The organism is Parvibaculum sp. MBR-TMA-1.3b-4.2 (genome assembly GCF_053628815.1).
Map to the genome: position 1 here is coordinate 3,078,745 of NZ_JBRJHC010000001.1, position 15,068 is coordinate 3,093,812.

Annotated in this window: 14 protein-coding genes and 1 tRNA gene; 7 read left to right on the top strand and 8 right to left on the bottom strand. The window is 61.1% G+C overall.

All coding sequences use genetic code 11. The features are described from left to right. Positions 1 to 49 precede the first annotated feature (49 nt). From ACSSVQ_RS14715 to ACSSVQ_RS14725, 3 genes are all read left to right on the top strand, one after another. Positions 50 to 125: transfer RNA gene (locus ACSSVQ_RS14715), tRNA-Glu, on the top strand. A 163-nt stretch (positions 126 to 288) separates the two neighbouring features. Next, a complete protein-coding gene (locus ACSSVQ_RS14720) occupies positions 289 to 2,232 on the top strand; it encodes a glycosyltransferase family 2 protein (RefSeq protein WP_454184121.1) in 1,944 nt (647 codons plus the stop codon). Then, complete coding sequence (locus ACSSVQ_RS14725) at positions 2,222 to 3,385, top strand: hypothetical protein (protein WP_454184122.1); 1,164 nt, start codon at positions 2,222 to 2,224, stop codon at positions 3,383 to 3,385. The genes ACSSVQ_RS14720 and ACSSVQ_RS14725 overlap by 11 nt, the downstream gene beginning before the upstream one ends. A 13-nt stretch (positions 3,386 to 3,398) precedes the next feature. On the opposite strand, the gene ACSSVQ_RS14730 is transcribed toward ACSSVQ_RS14725, so the two are convergent. From ACSSVQ_RS14730 to cysQ, 5 genes are all read right to left on the bottom strand, one after another. Beyond that, on the bottom strand, positions 3,399 to 4,178 hold the full coding sequence (locus tag ACSSVQ_RS14730) for a hypothetical protein (protein WP_454184123.1): 780 nt from the start codon (positions 4,176 to 4,178) through the stop codon (positions 3,399 to 3,401). A gap of 226 nt (positions 4,179 to 4,404) precedes the next feature. Next, positions 4,405 to 4,812: an MAPEG family protein gene (locus tag ACSSVQ_RS14735; protein ID WP_454184124.1), complete on the bottom strand. Its 408-nt coding sequence runs from the start codon at positions 4,810 to 4,812 to the stop codon at positions 4,405 to 4,407. A 77-nt stretch (positions 4,813 to 4,889) separates the two neighbouring features. After that, positions 4,890 to 5,810 carry a hypothetical protein gene (locus ACSSVQ_RS14740; protein WP_454184125.1) on the bottom strand — a complete coding sequence of 307 codons (921 nt, stop codon included), beginning with the start codon at positions 5,808 to 5,810 and terminating at the stop codon, positions 4,890 to 4,892. Between the two features lie 108 nt (positions 5,811 to 5,918). Then, positions 5,919 to 6,569, bottom strand: a complete 651-nt coding sequence (locus ACSSVQ_RS14745) for a DUF1134 domain-containing protein (protein WP_454184126.1) — start codon at positions 6,567 to 6,569, stop codon at positions 5,919 to 5,921. A 507-nt stretch (positions 6,570 to 7,076) separates the two neighbouring features. Then, positions 7,077 to 7,904 (bottom strand): 3'(2'),5'-bisphosphate nucleotidase CysQ, encoded by an 828-nt coding sequence (cysQ, locus tag ACSSVQ_RS14750; protein WP_454184127.1) that lies wholly within the window; start codon positions 7,902 to 7,904, stop codon positions 7,077 to 7,079. 256 nt (positions 7,905 to 8,160) lie between these two features. Between cysQ and chpT the strand changes: the two genes are divergently transcribed. Further along, positions 8,161 to 8,808 carry a histidine phosphotransferase ChpT gene (gene chpT, locus ACSSVQ_RS14755; RefSeq protein WP_454184128.1) on the top strand — a complete coding sequence of 216 codons (648 nt, stop codon included), beginning with the start codon at positions 8,161 to 8,163 and terminating at the stop codon, positions 8,806 to 8,808. A gap of 117 nt (positions 8,809 to 8,925) precedes the next feature. Here the strand turns inward: chpT and ctrA are convergent, their stop codons facing one another. Continuing rightward, complete coding sequence (gene ctrA / locus ACSSVQ_RS14760) at positions 8,926 to 9,639, bottom strand: response regulator transcription factor CtrA (protein WP_167090362.1); 714 nt, start codon at positions 9,637 to 9,639, stop codon at positions 8,926 to 8,928. A gap of 337 nt (positions 9,640 to 9,976) precedes the next feature. Here ctrA and fliI point away from each other — a divergent pair, with 337 nt between their 5' ends. From fliI to ACSSVQ_RS14775, 3 genes are all read left to right on the top strand, one after another. Then, a complete protein-coding gene (gene fliI / locus ACSSVQ_RS14765) occupies positions 9,977 to 11,314 on the top strand; it encodes a flagellar protein export ATPase FliI (RefSeq protein WP_454184129.1) in 1,338 nt (445 codons plus the stop codon). Beyond that, entirely contained in the window at positions 11,314 to 11,724 is a 411-nt protein-coding gene (gene fliJ / locus ACSSVQ_RS14770) for a flagellar export protein FliJ (protein ID WP_293328890.1), read from the top strand. Before fliI ends, fliJ begins: the two co-directional genes overlap by 1 nt. An 89-nt stretch (positions 11,725 to 11,813) precedes the next feature. Beyond that, positions 11,814 to 12,299, top strand: a complete 486-nt coding sequence (locus ACSSVQ_RS14775) for a YajQ family cyclic di-GMP-binding protein (protein WP_293328889.1) — start codon at positions 11,814 to 11,816, stop codon at positions 12,297 to 12,299. Positions 12,300 to 12,372: 73 nt separating this feature from the next. Here the strand turns inward: ACSSVQ_RS14775 and ACSSVQ_RS14780 are convergent, their stop codons facing one another. Together ACSSVQ_RS14780 and flhA are read right to left on the bottom strand one after the other, a co-directional pair. Beyond that, a complete protein-coding gene (locus ACSSVQ_RS14780; RefSeq protein WP_293328888.1) occupies positions 12,373 to 12,699 on the bottom strand; it encodes a hypothetical protein in 327 nt (108 codons plus the stop codon). A 225-nt stretch (positions 12,700 to 12,924) separates the two neighbouring features. Continuing rightward, on the bottom strand, positions 12,925 to 15,066 hold the full coding sequence (gene flhA, locus ACSSVQ_RS14785; protein ID WP_454184130.1) for a flagellar biosynthesis protein FlhA: 2,142 nt from the start codon (positions 15,064 to 15,066) through the stop codon (positions 12,925 to 12,927). Positions 15,067 to 15,068: the final 2 nt, after the last annotated feature.

Below are 15,068 nucleotides of genomic sequence, written 5' to 3' on the forward strand. Positions count from 1 at the left end.
TGATCCGGGATGCCAAACCGTCATATACGAGGCGCCCGTACCGGACCGCGTCCCCTTCGTCTAGTGGTCCAGGACGCCGCCCTCTCACGGCGGAAACAGGGGTTCGAGTCCCCTAGGGGATGCCAGTCCGATGCATGTAAAACCCGCCGAATTCCGGCGGGTTTTTGCTTTTGAAGTGCCAATTCGGGGCCGGTTTCCCGCGCCGCGTATCCGCTTTCTTAACTCTGTTCCTGCTTAATTCGCCCTTATCCGCGCGCCACTGTTCCGTGCCGCCTTCAAGGGCTGGAAATGAATAGAGCTTTTCCTCAATCCGCTCCCATATCCACCGGTCTTTCCCTGATGCCGAAGGGCGATCAGTCTGCCTTGCATATCAAGGTCGGCCAGCGTCTGCTGGGCAAGGGGTTGCTGACGCCGGATACGCTCGCGGCGGCGATGGAAGAGCAGGACCGGTGGGGGTCCCACCTCGGTCATGTGCTGTTGGGGAAGGGGATAGTCCGGCCGATCGACTATTTCCGCACGCTGGCGGATGTGCTGAGGGTTCCGTTCGTCAACCTCCAGGTGCATCCGGTTGATCCCAGCCTGTGTTTCTACGGAGACCGGAACGACTACGCTTCCGTGGGGCTCATCCCCTGGCAGCGCGAAAGCGGCCGCGTCATTCTCGCGACGACGGCGGTCACGCCCCGGCAGCATGAATGGGCGCGCACCCGGTTCGGGCGCAAGGGCTATGCATTCGTCATTACGTCGCCCTATGACATTTTCTGGCAGACCCAGCGGCTCTTTCGCGAGGAAGACAGCGCGCAGGCGCTCGATGCGCTTTATTCCCGGATGCCGGAGCATTCCGCGAAGATCACGATGACCGTTCCCCAGCGCAACGGTTTGATCGCGCTGGGCATTCTTTATCTGGCGCTCTGCGTGGCCCGGCCCGGGGATGTCTTCGTGGGGACAATGGCGGTGCTCACCGTCTTTTATCTTGTGACATTCCTTTTCAAGTTTCTGCTCACTTGGGTAGGGGCGAACCGGAATGTGGACGTGCAGATCTCGGATGGCGATGTCGGTGCGATCCGCGATCAGGATTTGCCCGTCTATACGGTTCTGGTGCCGATGTATCGCGAGGCGAGCGTGTTGCCGCTGCTGGTCAATTCGCTGAAAGGGCTGGACTATCCCGCTTCCAAGCTCGATGTGAAATTTATCCTCGAGGAGGATGACGAGGAGACGATTGCCGCTGCCAAGGAACTCGGTATGCCGGCCAGCTTCGAAATCGTCCGCGTGCCGCATTCCGAGCCGAAAACGAAGCCCAAGGCCTGCAACTACGCCCTTACCTTTGCGCGGGGCGAGTTCGCGACCATCTATGATGCGGAGGATATGCCGGAGCCCGACCAGCTGAAAAAGGCGGTTATCGCCTTCAGGCGGTCGGAAAGCAGCGTGGCCTGCCTGCAGGCGCGCCTGAACTATTTCAACCGCCAGGATAATTGGCTGACGCGGATGTTCACGCTGGAATATTCGCAGTGGTTCGATTTTCTCCTGCCCGGGCTCGACTGGCTGAAGGTCCCCATTCCGCTGGGCGGTACCTCCAATCATTTTCGTGTCTCGGTGTTGCGGCAGGTCGGCGCCTGGGATCCCTATAATGTGACGGAGGATGCCGATCTCGGCGTCCGTTTCGCGCAGGAAGGCTATACGGTCGGCGTCATCAACTCGACGACCTATGAAGAAGCCAACGGCGTTCTGCCGAGCTGGATCAAGCAGCGGTCGCGATGGGTGAAAGGCTATATGCAGACCTGGCTGGTGCATATGCGTCATCCCTATCATCTGTGGCGGTCCATCGGGCCCAAGGGGTTTTTGAGTTTTCAGCTCTTCGTGGGCGGGCCGCCGCTCGTCATGCTCATCAATCCGTTTTTCTGGCTGGTGACGATTGTCAGCCTGACGACGAACTGGATTCAACTGGGCGATCTTCTGCCGGAACCGGTTGCTTTCATTGCGGCGTTCAATCTGATCGTCGGCAATCTCTTCCTTGTCTATTTCGGCATCATCGCCGCCCTGAAGCGGCGCTATTACGACTTGGTCCTTCAGGGCATTCTTCAGCCCTTCTATTGGGTTCTGCATTCGGTCGCCGCCTACAAGGCGCTGTGGCAGCTCATTACGATGCCGCATTACTGGGAGAAGACGGAACACGGCACGAGCCTTCAGACCAAGCATGCGCTTGCGCAACTGGAAGGGGCTGCGAATGGCAAATAGTGTGACGCTCCCGGCGCCGCGCAAGGCGACAACGGCCTTCGTCGTCATCGTGCCGGCGCTGGCCTTCTTCGTTCTGGTGGCGGCGCAACTGCCTGCCTTGCATCATCTGGTGCCCGCTCTTCAGGGGTTCTGGAGTGACCGTCCCGGCGAGATGGAGGTTGCGCCTCACGCCTGGATATCGCTCTTCGTCGTTGCGGTGCTGAATGTCTTGCCGGGCATCTGGAATTTGCATGCCGCGCTGATCATGGTGTCGTCGCTTGGCGCCGCCTTTTCTCTCGGACTGCTTTTCAAGGCGATGCAGAGCGATCGCTGGAGGGTGTGGGAAGCCGTTTTGCTGCTCGCGCTTGTGGCCGCGCAGCCGCTTGTCATCTACCTGACGGTCAACGCGAATGAATCGATCCCCTTTGCGCTGGCCTTCGGCATGCTCGTTTATGCTGCCAACAGGCTCGATGTGAACGGGGATGTGCAGAGCCAGATGACGTTCGGACTGTTTCTGCCGTTGCTGGCGCTGGTTCGGCCGGAGGTGGCGGTTTTTATTCCGGTACTTGCTTTTCTGGTGCCGCTGAGAGATCGCGCGGCGCGGCGTGACATACGCGCGTTCACGGCGCTTTTCCTCGTTTCGATCCTGCCGACCTTTCTGGTCCTGTTCAGCCTCTACTGTCTGGTTTCGAGCCTTGAAGCGAGCCCGCTGGAGTTCCTGCGGCTCTTCCTTGATCCTGTTTCCTCATTGGCCTCGGCGCCTGGAGATATGGTCGAGGCGCAGCTTTATCCCATGCTGTATCTGACGCCGCTGGTCATCTTCATGCTTGGATATACGTTGCTCGTCGGGCAGGGGCGGCGTCACATGGGCGGCGCTTTCGTTGCGCTAGCGCTGCCCGCCATGCTCGCCGGGGCCAATGCGCTGTTCGGCTGGGGTGTGGATTATCGGATGCCGGCTGCGGTGCTGGTCGCAACGTCGGCGGCCTGGATCGCATCGACCGAACTTCAGGCGAAAGGCCGCAAAGGCGCCATCGTCGCATTGGGGCTTTGCGCGGCTCTGGGCTGGGGTGCGCCCTTGATCGGCGGTGCGAAGGAGTTTGCCGGGCCGGCCCCGCAGCATGCCGTCGAGCGGCCAGGTGTGACCGGGCTTCTCCGTCTCGCTCCTCAGTATTGAGTAAGGGACGCGGTCAGAAATTGACCCAGATTGCCGCGATCACCGCGCGTTCGGCAGGGGTGCGACTGCCCGCGACCGTCGCGAATCCACCGAACTGGAAGGATACGGAATCCGTCAGCCGCCGGACGGCGGAAAGCTGAAGCTTATGCTGCCGCCCCTGATAGGCGAGGTTGGAGCCATCGCCCGATGAAAAAACATTGAGCGACTGGAGGAGCAGGAGCCAGTTCCTGCTGGTGCGGACGCCCAATGTCAGGTCCGGGCGGATCTCGTCCTTGTAGCCGTTCGTCCGCAGCCGATAGGCCAGTTCGGCATCGATGTAGGAGGGGTAGCCGAAGAGCGGAAAGGTATAGCCGTAGAGAGCCCGAAGCTCCGCATCCGTGCCTTCCGACGTCAGAAGCGAACGGCCCGGCAGCAGGGCCGAAGCCTGCAGGGAAAATATCTGATCGGCGTCGTTCCAGATTACCCGCCGGACGCCGATCTCCGTATTGCCAAAGCCGGTCGCGCTCTGGGCCGGGGGCTCGGGATGGAGATTGGAAACCTCGATTTTCGTGATCAGCGTCGTTTCGTCGTCGATACCGAATTCGCCGTAGAGCTCGACGCTCTCCTTGCGGAAGCGCGACGTGCTGCGGCTGCTGCCATTGTCATCGAATTCATCGGTGGCGCGGCTCACTGTGACGGTGGTGATGGCCTGCGTTTTTCCGGCTTCCTGCGGCCAGGCCCCGGCCAGCGCGTGGCTTGTCATGAGGCCCGTGACACATGCGGCGGTATAGAGGAGGCGCGTCAAACTTGGCATAGAGGCTTCCGCGGACATTGTGGTGGCGCCGGTCGGCGGGGCGAACCCGCAGGGACGTGGCGGCCTTCCGATTCCGGGCTGAGAGTAGATAAGGAAGCTCTACGCAAGGTTAACGAGGTGTAACGCTTCCGGGCACATATCCGTGTGATCCGGTCTGAACGTCAAAAGGCGCGCCACGGCTTTTCGCGGCGCGCCTTTGTCGGTATCGGGCGGTCTTAGGGGCGCGCTAGATGGCGATACCGGCAAGTGTCATTACAAGTCCGATCAATGCGCCGATGAGCAGGAGCACCGTCGAGAGGATGCCAATGGTGAAGCCGGTGGAGCGTTTCAGCGCTTCCCTGTAGTAGCCGCGCGCATAGACGATGCGTCCGAGCGGATAGAAGACACCTACCAGCGCGGCCCATTGATCGCCGATCGTCAGCGCGAAGAGCCAGAGAGCGGGCAGGAAGAAAGCGAGCCCTTCCGTGGTGTTGCCCTGGACGCGCAGTACGCGGAGGAACTCTTCAGGGCCATCCATGCGCGGCGCGGGGACTTCGAAACGCTGACGGGCCTTGCCGACCTGCAAGGCCATCCAGAAATAAACGAGAAGTACGAAAATCGTGACCAGTCCGGTCAATGGATAGGCGAAAGCCATGGTCCTCTCCTCCGATGGAGTTCATCCGTATGAGGAGAGCAGGAGCCTGCGGTCCGTGCAATGATTCTTAAGCGGGATCAGTGGGGCAGGCCGGCCTCAAGGGCGCGGATACGCTCATCCAGCGGAGAAGCCCCCGGTTTTCCGGCGTGCTTCTCGCCGTTATCGTCCATGGGGTTTTCGGCGGAGGCGGGCAGGGCGGCAGAGGGGCCCTCCGATGGCGTGCCATAGGCGGTCTGCACCCTGTCGGTCAGTTCTTCCAGCGTGTCGGCGACCCCGTCACCCTGAGGGGCGCCCTGCTGGCCGTCTTCGGGCGTTTCGCCGGTTTTTTCCTCGGCCTCGTCGCCGGTCTCTGCCTTAGCCGTTTCCTCGGGCTCTTCTTTTGGCGCTTCCTCTGACGCTTCTTCGGGCGCTTTACGGGGCTTATCGCGTGGAGCGATTTCCTCGACGATGTTGTTGAGATCGTAGGCGAGGCGGGCCGCTCTCTCGCCGATGTGCCGTAGGCTGGCTTGGGATTGTTCCTTGCGGTGGTCGTTCTGTGACAGGGCGGCCTCGAAATCTGCGATGCGCTGGTTCATGGCGGCAAGGTGGTCATCCTGCGCCTGCCGTTCGGCCTGCGAGCGGGCAAGCTCGGCCTCCAGCTCGGTCAGGCGCGCGCGTAGGCGCTCCATCTCCCGGGCCGTCTCGGCTTCCGTTTCGGCGGCTTCCGTTTCGGATTGGCGCTGCTGTTCCTCCACCCCATCGGTGCCGGGGAAGGAGGACGGTTCATTGGTTTCCTGGGCTTCCAGTTTTTCCAGGCGGCTACTCAGCTCGGTCAGGCGGGCGTTCCGGTCGTTCAGCATGTCGCGCAGGGCGTCATGCTCCTCTCCGGCCGGATCGGTTCCGGCCAGATTGCGTGTGGTGACGGTGACGGCGCGCCGCCAGATGAACTGACTTGCAATGATGGCGAACAGTGTTGCTATCAGAAAGCCAAGCGCGAACAGCATCAGGCTTTCGATCATGGACACCTCTTACTGGCAGGCGGACGACAATCGGCGCCAAACTGCCAGAAAAGAGGGGTCCATTCCAGTCGACATGTCCTCAATCAGGACAGTTTCACCGCAGGTGTGTCAGAAGGGCAGCCATTCGCGCTCGCGGCTGTAGTTCAGATAGCCCACCGAGGCACCCAGCCGGATTCCGATGCCCGAGCGCATGGGTGCCAGGATGATATCGCCGCGCTGCTGGTAGTTCACGCCAACACCGCCCACAAGATAGGCGCTGCCCTCCACACCCGGAAAGCGCTGGTAGATCGCGTCCGTATTCGGCAGGTCGTAGACGAGGGTAAAGACCTTCACCGCGTCGCCGCCGAAATCCCAGCCCGCGCTCGGTCCCTGCCAGTAGACCTTGGACCGGCCACCTTGCTTCATGACGAGATCGCCCTGGCCGTAGCGCAGGCCGATGATGAAGGCGCCGCTGGCTTCCTCGCCCTTGATAAAGGCGTTGGGCTGGCCGTATTGCGCGAAGACCCGGTGTACGGCCTTGGCCAGGCCTTCCGACACGCCGCCGAAGAAATCACCTGCTGCGGCAACGACTTCCTGCTCGGTATAGGTCTTTTCCGACTTGCTCTCGACCTTGGGCGCCTGGGTGGCGTCGTTCGGTCCGGCCATGGCCGGCAGAGAAGCCGTCGCGGAGGCGGTTGCAACCAGTCCCGCCATGCAGACGCCTTTCAGCAAGGTGCGAGCCTTGCGTGAGGTCTCAGGGGAACGTGTCGTGATGGCCATTCGGATTTCTCCCATTTGCTAAAGACGTCCGTCGAACCGGAGGACCGGTTCCCATCGGGAATCACTGTCTCTTTCAGGCACTTTAACGCAGGTTTTACAAAGCCGGTGCGACGGAGCGTCGGCTTTCTGCACGCCATGTCGAGGACAGTGGGTAGCCGGGCCAGATGGTCGCGAGGTGAAGAAAACTGGTCTTTTTCAAGGCAATTACGGAATTTCAGCAGCGATGGGCGGGTGCTACGCCCCGTTTCACTATGGGACAAAAGGCCATTGGCATGAGCGTTGCTCTACTGAGGGTAACGGTTTCCCGCCGAGGCCCCTTTTGTATTGCGTACTGGCCTGGCGGGGCCGGCGCGAGCCTCCGGCGGTCGGGGGGCCAGTTCCGGGCTCGCGCCGGCCGCAATTCTTCAGTCGACTTTGGGGCAGCCTCGACAGCACCGCCTTGGACGAAAAGGGCCCGCTTCGGAAACGAGGCGGGCCCTGACTTTTTATCGAATGTTGCAGAACCGCTCAGGCGAGCGAGCCCTTGGCGACGAAGAAGGGGTTGTCGAGGCCCCGCTCGGTCTTGCCGTAAAGCAGGGGCGTACCGTCGAGCTGGGTGACGGAGCCGCCGGCGGCCGCCAGGACCGCATGACCGGCTGCGGTGTCCCATTCCATGGTTCGGCCATGGCGGGGATAGATGTCTGCTTCGCCCGCTGCGACCAGGCAGAATTTCAGCGACGAGCCCGCAGCCAGAAATTCCTTCACCTTGTAGAGGCTCAGATATTCGTCCGTCTTCTGATCGCGGTGGGTCCGGCTGGCGACGACGACCATGCCTTCCTCGGACGGACGGCGAACGGCAATGCGCCTTGGTTCGGCTGCGCCCTCGATCAGCCCTTCCGCATCCGGTGCCAGCTCCTGCTCGTAGGCCTGGCCGGGGCCATAGCCGAGGAAAAGCCTGTTCTTGGCAGGCGCATAGACGACGCCTGCGACAGGTACGCGATCCTCGATGAGCGCGATATTGACCGTGAATTCGCCGTTCTTGTTCACGAATTCCTTGGTGCCGTCGAGCGGATCGACCAGGAAGAAGCGGTTGGAAAATTCCGGGATGTAGCCGGCGGCGGCCTTTTCTTCCGATACGACCGGAATGTCGGGCGTTACCTTTGCCAGCTCGCGCAGGATAATATCCTCCGCCTCCTGATCGGCGGCTGTGACCGGACTGTTATCGTCCTTTTGCTTCACCTCGAAGTCGGTCGCGTAATGGCGCATGATGGCGGCGCCCGCTATCAGGGCGATACGGCGCAATTCCCGAGCGAGCGTTCCTCGGTCGGTTGCAGGGGCAGGGCTGGACGCTGTCACGAAGCGGGATCCTCCGGCTGGCGGTTCGAAGATGCGGGAGAACAGCACCGGACCGGTGCAGGGTCAAGCCATGATAGGTCCGTTAAACGAAAGGGTGTCGGGCTGGTTTTGTCCGCGTTGCGATGCTATCAGATTTTAAAGGCTTGGAGCCGATCCGGCTCGACATCGATGAGACTGAGCCGTTTTTATTCCGGCGAATGCGCCATGAGGAACGGTTCGGGGCTAAACGGGGATTCCACACTTCTCGCGGGGCAAAATGACTGAAATGACCGAAGTGCCGGCGCTGGAACTGGCGGCGCTGATGTGCAGCCGGGTTTGCCATGACGTCATCAGCCCGGTAGGGGCGATCGTCAACGGGCTCGAAGTTCTGGCCGAGGACGATGATGAGGAGATGCGTGCGCACGCGATCAAGCTCATCACCGACAGCGCCGCTCAGGCCTCCGCCAAGCTGCAATTCGCGCGTCTGGCTTTCGGCGCCGCGGGCTCTGCCGGTGCGGAGATCGATCTGGCCGATGCGCGCGCCGTGATCGAGGCGATGACGGCCGGGGACCGCGTCAAGATCGTTTGGGAAGCGCCCGCCGCCAATATGGGCAAGGACTATGTGAAGCTGTTGCTCAACATGGTGCTCATCGGCATGGCCGCAGTGCCGCGCGGGGGCGAGGTCGTCGTGAAAATCGAAGGCGAGATTTCCGCACCGACCATTCTGGTGCGTTCGATCGGGCAGGCGGCCCGTATTCCCGACGAGACCTCGCGTTTCCTGCATGGTCCCGACACGGAGGCTTTTCTCGATGCCCGCGCCGCGCAGCCCTATTTCACCGGCGCGGTGGCCCGGTCGCTCGGCCTCGATATCGAGGCGCGCATGGAAGGCGAGGATTTCGCGATCGTGGCGAAGCCCAAAGGCTGACCCCGGCATTTACCGGCACCTAAGATAATAGAATAAGACAATAGAAAAGGGCGTCTCCCGCGGGAGACGCCCTTTTTTACTCAACCTTGCGTGACAGTGGAGCCCCCCGGCTCTCCATCAGGCGCTTGCGGTCGCCTTGGCGGGAACGCTGTTCTCCGCCGGGTCACGCAGCACATAGCCCCGTCCCCACACGGTCTCGATATAATGGTCGCCGCCTGTCGAGGCCGCGAGTTTCTTGCGCAGCTTGCAGATGAAGACGTCGATGATCTTCAGCTCCGGCTCGTCCATGCCGCCATAGAGATGGTTCAGGAACATCTCCTTGGTGAGCGTGGTGCCCTTGCGCAGCGAAAGGAGTTCCAGCATCTGGTATTCCTTGCCGGTGAGGTGCACGCGATTGCCTTCCACCTCGACGGTCTTGGTATCCAGATTGACGGTCAGCTTGCCCGTATTGATGACCGACTGCGAATGACCCTTGGAGCGGCGCACCACGGCGTGAATGCGGGCGATCAGCTCGTCCTTATGGAACGGCTTGGTCATGTAGTCGTCGGCACCGAAGCCCAGGCCGCGAACCTTGTTTTCGATCCCGGCAAGGCCGGAAAGGATCAGGATCGGGGTGGTGATCTTGCCTACGCGCAGCTGCTTCAGGACCTCGTAACCGCTCATATCGGGCAGGTTCAGGTCGAGAAGAATAATGTCGTAGTCATAGAGTTTGCCGAGATCGACGCCCTCTTCCCCCAGATCGGTCGTATACACATTGAAGCCGTCAGACTTCAGCATCAACTCGATGCTCTGCGCTGTCGCGCTATCGTCTTCTATGAGCAGAACTCGCATGAGTGCCCCCTTTGAGACAAGGCCAGCCATCCACCCGGCACCATTGGCCCAGTTAATCGATGTTAGGGAAGGTAAGGCGATTTGGTTAATAAAGGTTAATCGCAAGCAAAAAAATTCTGAAAATTTTATCTAGTTTTGCTCGCAGCCATTCAAAAACAGTGATTATGCCATGGGATTGCCACGATCCATGCGGTTATGGAACCTGGATTTTCAATTTGGCTCACCCCGGGCTTTTTCAGGGTTTACGCCGTCTTAAAGTCTTGCAGTCGATAATGCGCCTCAATCCGGTCGGAGGGGCTTTCCGCCTCGCCGGCAGCTCTCTACAGGAGCAGGCAAGGTGCGGGCACTTACGGCAGAAATCTCGACGATCCCCGGCATCCGTCATTATGGCCGGGTGGCGAGCATCCAGGGCCTCATGGTGGAGGTGGCCGGGCCGCTGCATGCCATGGGCGTGGGCAGCCGCCTTTCGGTGACCACGCGCGCGGGTGACGAAGTCATCTGCGAAGTGGTCGGCTTTCGCGACGATCATGCGCTTTGCCTTCCTTTCGGTCCCCTGACGGGTATCGGTGTCGGCTGCAAGGCGGAGCTGTGTGCCGAGGAACCGCATGTCTATCCCTCCAGCGCCTGGCTCGGCCGCGTCGTTAATGCGATGGGCGAGCCGATCGACGGCAAGGGGCCGATCGCGCAAGGGGCGGAGCCGTGTCCGCTACGCAATGCGCCGCCGCCTGCCCATCTGCGTCAGCGGGTGCGGGGCAAGGTCGATCTTGGCGTCAAGGCGCTCAATACATTCATCAGCTGTTGCCGCGGGCAGCGCATGGGCATTTTCGCAGGCTCCGGCGTCGGCAAATCGGTGTTGATGTCGATGCTGGCGCGCAATACCGATTGCGACGTCTCCGTTATCGGCCTTATCGGCGAACGCGGCCGCGAAGTGCAGGAATTCATCGAGGACGATCTGGGCCCTGAGGGGCTGGCGCGTTCCGTCGTGGTTGTGGCGACATCCGACGAGCCGGCGCTGATGCGCCGTCAGGCCGCGCTCATGACGCTGACGCTTGCCGAATATTTTCGCGACAAGGACCAGGATGTGCTCTGCATGATGGATAGCGTGACCCGCTTTGCCATCGCGCAGCGCGAAATCGGCCTTGCGACCGGCGAGCCGCCGACCAGCAAGGGCTATACGCCGACCGTATTCGCGGAATTGCCGAAACTTCTCGAGCGCGCGGGCCCCGGGACGGGGAGTGGCTCCATTACCGGCCTTTTCACCGTGCTGGTGGATGGCGACGACCATAATGAGCCGGTGGCCGACGCGGTACGGTCCATTCTCGACGGGCATATCGTTATGGAGCGCTCGATTGCCGAGCGTGGACGCTATCCGGCGATCAATGTGCTGAAATCGGTGTCGCGCACCATGCCGGGCTGCAACAGCGAGGAGGAAAACCTCCTCATCCGCCGCGCCCGCAACCTGCTCGCGACATATGACGACATGGAAGAACTGATCCGGCTCGGTGCCTACCGGCCCGGTGCCGACCCGCAGGTGGACGAGGCGATCCATTTCCAGCCGGCGCTCGACGCGTTTCTGGCACAGCGCAAGGACGAGGCGATGACGCTCGAGCAGGGCTATGCGCGGCTTGCGGAAATTCTCGCGGATCATCCGGCTGTGCCGGAGGAGGATGAGTAATGCGAAATCGCGAATCCCTGATCCGGCTCCACAAATTTCAGGTCGATGAACGCCGCCGCAAGGTCGCGGAGATCGAGCTGCTGCTGACCGAATTCCGCAACAAGGAGCGCGAGCTGGAAGCGCAGGTGCTGGCGGAACAGGAAAAGGCGGGCATTTCCGACGAGGCGCATTTCGCCTATCCGATGTTCGCCAAATCGGTGCAGAAGCGCCGGACCAATATTCTGCAGTCGATAGCCGATCTGGAAGTCCAGCTCGGCGCGGCGCAGGAAGAGCTCGCCGCCGCCTTCCGTGAACTCAAGAAATACGAACTCATGGAAGAAAGCCGCAAGCGCAAGATGCAAAAGCAGACCCAGCGTCTGGAGCAGGCGGCGCTCGATGAAATCGCGCTGCAAATTCATCGCCGCAGCTGAGGTATCCGTCTTTCGGAGCCGAATTTCCATCGAGGGCCAAGAGCGTTAGACTGTTCGCTTCACGAATAACGAGATGCGGACCCAACCTCATGCCTTCATTCGATATCGTCTCGAAGACCGACTTGGCCGAATTCGACAATGCCATTTCCAATGTGGAGCGCGAAATCTCGCAGCGCTACGACTTCAAGGGATCGCATTGCACGCTGGAGCGTAACGAGCACGAACTCACCATCAATGCCGATGACGATCTGAAGCTCAAACAGATGCATGAAGTCCTTCAGGGCCATCTGTCCAAGCGCGGGATCGAAACGGGTGTGCTTGACTACAAGACGCCTGAAAAGGCGGCAGGCCAGGCCGTGCGCCAGAAAGTGGTCATCCGAGAGGGGATCGATCGCGATCTGTCGAAGAAAATCGCCAAGGAGATCAAATCGTCAGGGGTCAAGGTGCAGGTCGCCATTCAGGGCGACGAATTGCGCGTGACCGGCAAGAAGCGTGACGATCTTCAGGCTGCGATCCAGCATGTGAAGGGGCTCAAACTGGAGCAGCCGCTTCAATATGTGAATTTCCGCGACTGATCGTCTTTAATATGGAAGTGAAAAGGCCCGGCACTGGAAGATGCCGGGCCTTTGTCGTTCGATCGAAGCGCTCTCAGCGCCTGAAGAAGAGCCGGCGCACCAGATAGATCAGGCTGATGGCGATGAGATAGCCGACAAACCGGATTGCCACGAGTTTCAGCACGTCCGGATTGAGATAGTCCGGAAGCGGGTTCGGCGCATCGGCAAGCACGCGGCGGCCGATGTTGATTGCCTCATGGACAAGCGTGGCGCCGATCGCGAACACGAAAATGCGCCTGTATTGGGTCATCAGGAACGCCGCAATGAGCGCGATGATGAGCCCCTGAATGGAATTGACGTTGTCGAATCCTTGTTGCGCCCAGGTCAGCGCGGTGTTCAGTACGTCTTGTACCGTATCCATGGAAAACCCCCTCTTGATACGCTGCCGGGAAACCCCGCCCGGCGAACAGGGTGCCACTGACGCCACCTGGCAGCGTGCACCTCTCTAACGGGGGGCAAGCCTATCCAAAAATGGGACAGGGTCCAGTGCAAAGCTTGCCGCTGGACTGTCCGCATGCGTTGCAAAAGCGTCATCGCGCCGGAAAACCGGGGCTTTCCGGCGCAACGGCGTTAATCATAACGCAGGTTAGATCGTGCCGACGGTTCGCAGTTTGGCGCGGGGATGGATTTCGCTCTGCGACATGACGAAGGTCTGAGGGCGGAACCTCTCCACAATGGAGCGCACATAGGGGCGGATGCCGGGGCTCGTCAGCAGGACCGGGATCTCGCCGCCTTGCGCGGCGTCCTCGAAGCTGGCGCGCATGTTCTGAATGAATTCCTGGAGAAGCGAGGGCTGCATGGCGAGCTGCTTTTCCTCGCCCTGACCGACCAGCGCGTCGGCGAAAGCCTGTTCCCAGTTCGCCGACAGGGTGACCAGCGGCAGGAACCCCTTGTCGTCCGTGTGGGCCGCGCAGATCTGCCGTCCGAGCCGGGCGCGCACATGCTCGGTAATGAGCGTCAGGTTCTGCGTGTGGCCGACCGCTTCGGCGATGCCTTCGAGAATGGCGGGGAGGTCGCGAATGGAGATGCGCTCGGTGAGCAGCGTCTGGAGAACGCGCTGGATACCGGTGACGGTGATCTGGGACGGCACGAGATCGTCCACCAGCTTCTTGTGTTCCTTCGGCAGTTCGTCGATCAGCTTCTGTACCTCGCCATAGGACAGGAGGTCGGCCATGTTGTCCTTGATGATCTCGGTCAGATGCGTGGTCAGCACCGTGGGCGGATCGACAACCGTGTAACCGCGGAAGGAAGCTTCCTCGCGCAAGCCTTCGTCCACCCAGGTTGCGGGCAGGCCGAAAGCGGGCTCGGTCGTGTGGAGGCCGGGAAGCTGTATCTGGCTGCCCTGCGGATCCATGACGAGGAGCTGGCCGGCATAGACTTCGCCGCTGCCGGCTTCGACCTCCTTCACGCGGAAGATGTAGTCGTTCGAGCCGAGCTGCACGTCGTCGAGAATGCGGACCGACGGCATGACGAAGCCCATATCCTGTGCGATCTGACGGCGCAGCGCCTTGATCTGATCGGTGAGCTTGCGGCTGTCCTTGCCGTTGATGAGAGGCAGCAGGGCATAGCCGATTTCAAGACGCAGCTCGTCCATGCGAAGCGCCGAGGTGATCGGTTCTTCGGGGATGGGCTTGTTGTCCTCTTCCTGCTGGACGGCGAGTTCTTCGGCCGCCGCCGTTTCCTTGCGCGATTTGGCGAGATACCAGGCCAGTCCGCCCGAGGCTCCGGCGAGCAGCAGGAAGGGGAATGTCGGCATGCCGGGCAGGATCGACATGGTCGCCATCACGAAGGACGACATGCCGAGCGCCTGGGGGTAGCCGGAGAGCTGGTCGAACAGCGCTTCGTCGGCGGCGCCCTCGACACCTGCCTTGGAGACGAGAAGACCCGCCGCCGTGGAGACGATGAGCGCCGGGATCTGGCTGACGAGTCCATCGCCGACCGTCAGCAGTGTGTAGGTGTGGGCGGCTTCGCCCATGGTCAGGTTGTTCTGCGCGACACCGACGATGATGCCGCCGATCACATTGATGAAGGTGATGAGCAATCCGGCCACGGCATCGCCGCGCACGAATTTCGAGGCGCCGTCCATGGCGCCGAAGAAGGAGCTTTCATTTTCGAGATCGGTGCGGCGGCTGCGCGCTTCCTTTTCGTCGATCAGTCCGGCGGACAGGTCGGCGTCGATCGCCATCTGCTTGCCGGGCATCGCGTCCAGGGTGAAACGGGCGGCCACTTCCGCGATACGGCCCGAGCCCTTGGTGATGACGACGAAGTTCACGATGACGAGGATCGCGAAGACGATCACGCCGATCACGAAATTGCCCTGCATCACGAAGCTGCCGAAGGCCTGAATGACATGACCCGCAGCGGAGGTGCCTTCATGTCCATGGCCGAGAATGAGGCGCGTGGAGGCAAGGTTGAGCGCGAGCCGCAGCATGGTCGCAATCAGAAGAACGGTCGGGAAGGCGCTGAATTCCAGCGGCTTCTGGATGAAAAGCGCCGTCATCAGCACCAGCACCGAGAAGGTGATGGAGATGGCGAGCGAGAAATCCAGCAGAAAAGCCGGCATGGGCAGGATGAGGACGACGATGATCGTCATCACACCCAGCGCAAGCGCGAGATCGCCGCGCTTGGCCATAGCCGTCATGATGCTCATCGGCGTTATGCCGCGCAGGTTGAAGGCTGTTCCCAGCCCGCCTCCCGTCTTTGCCTCGGCCGCACTCGCTTCGCTCATTG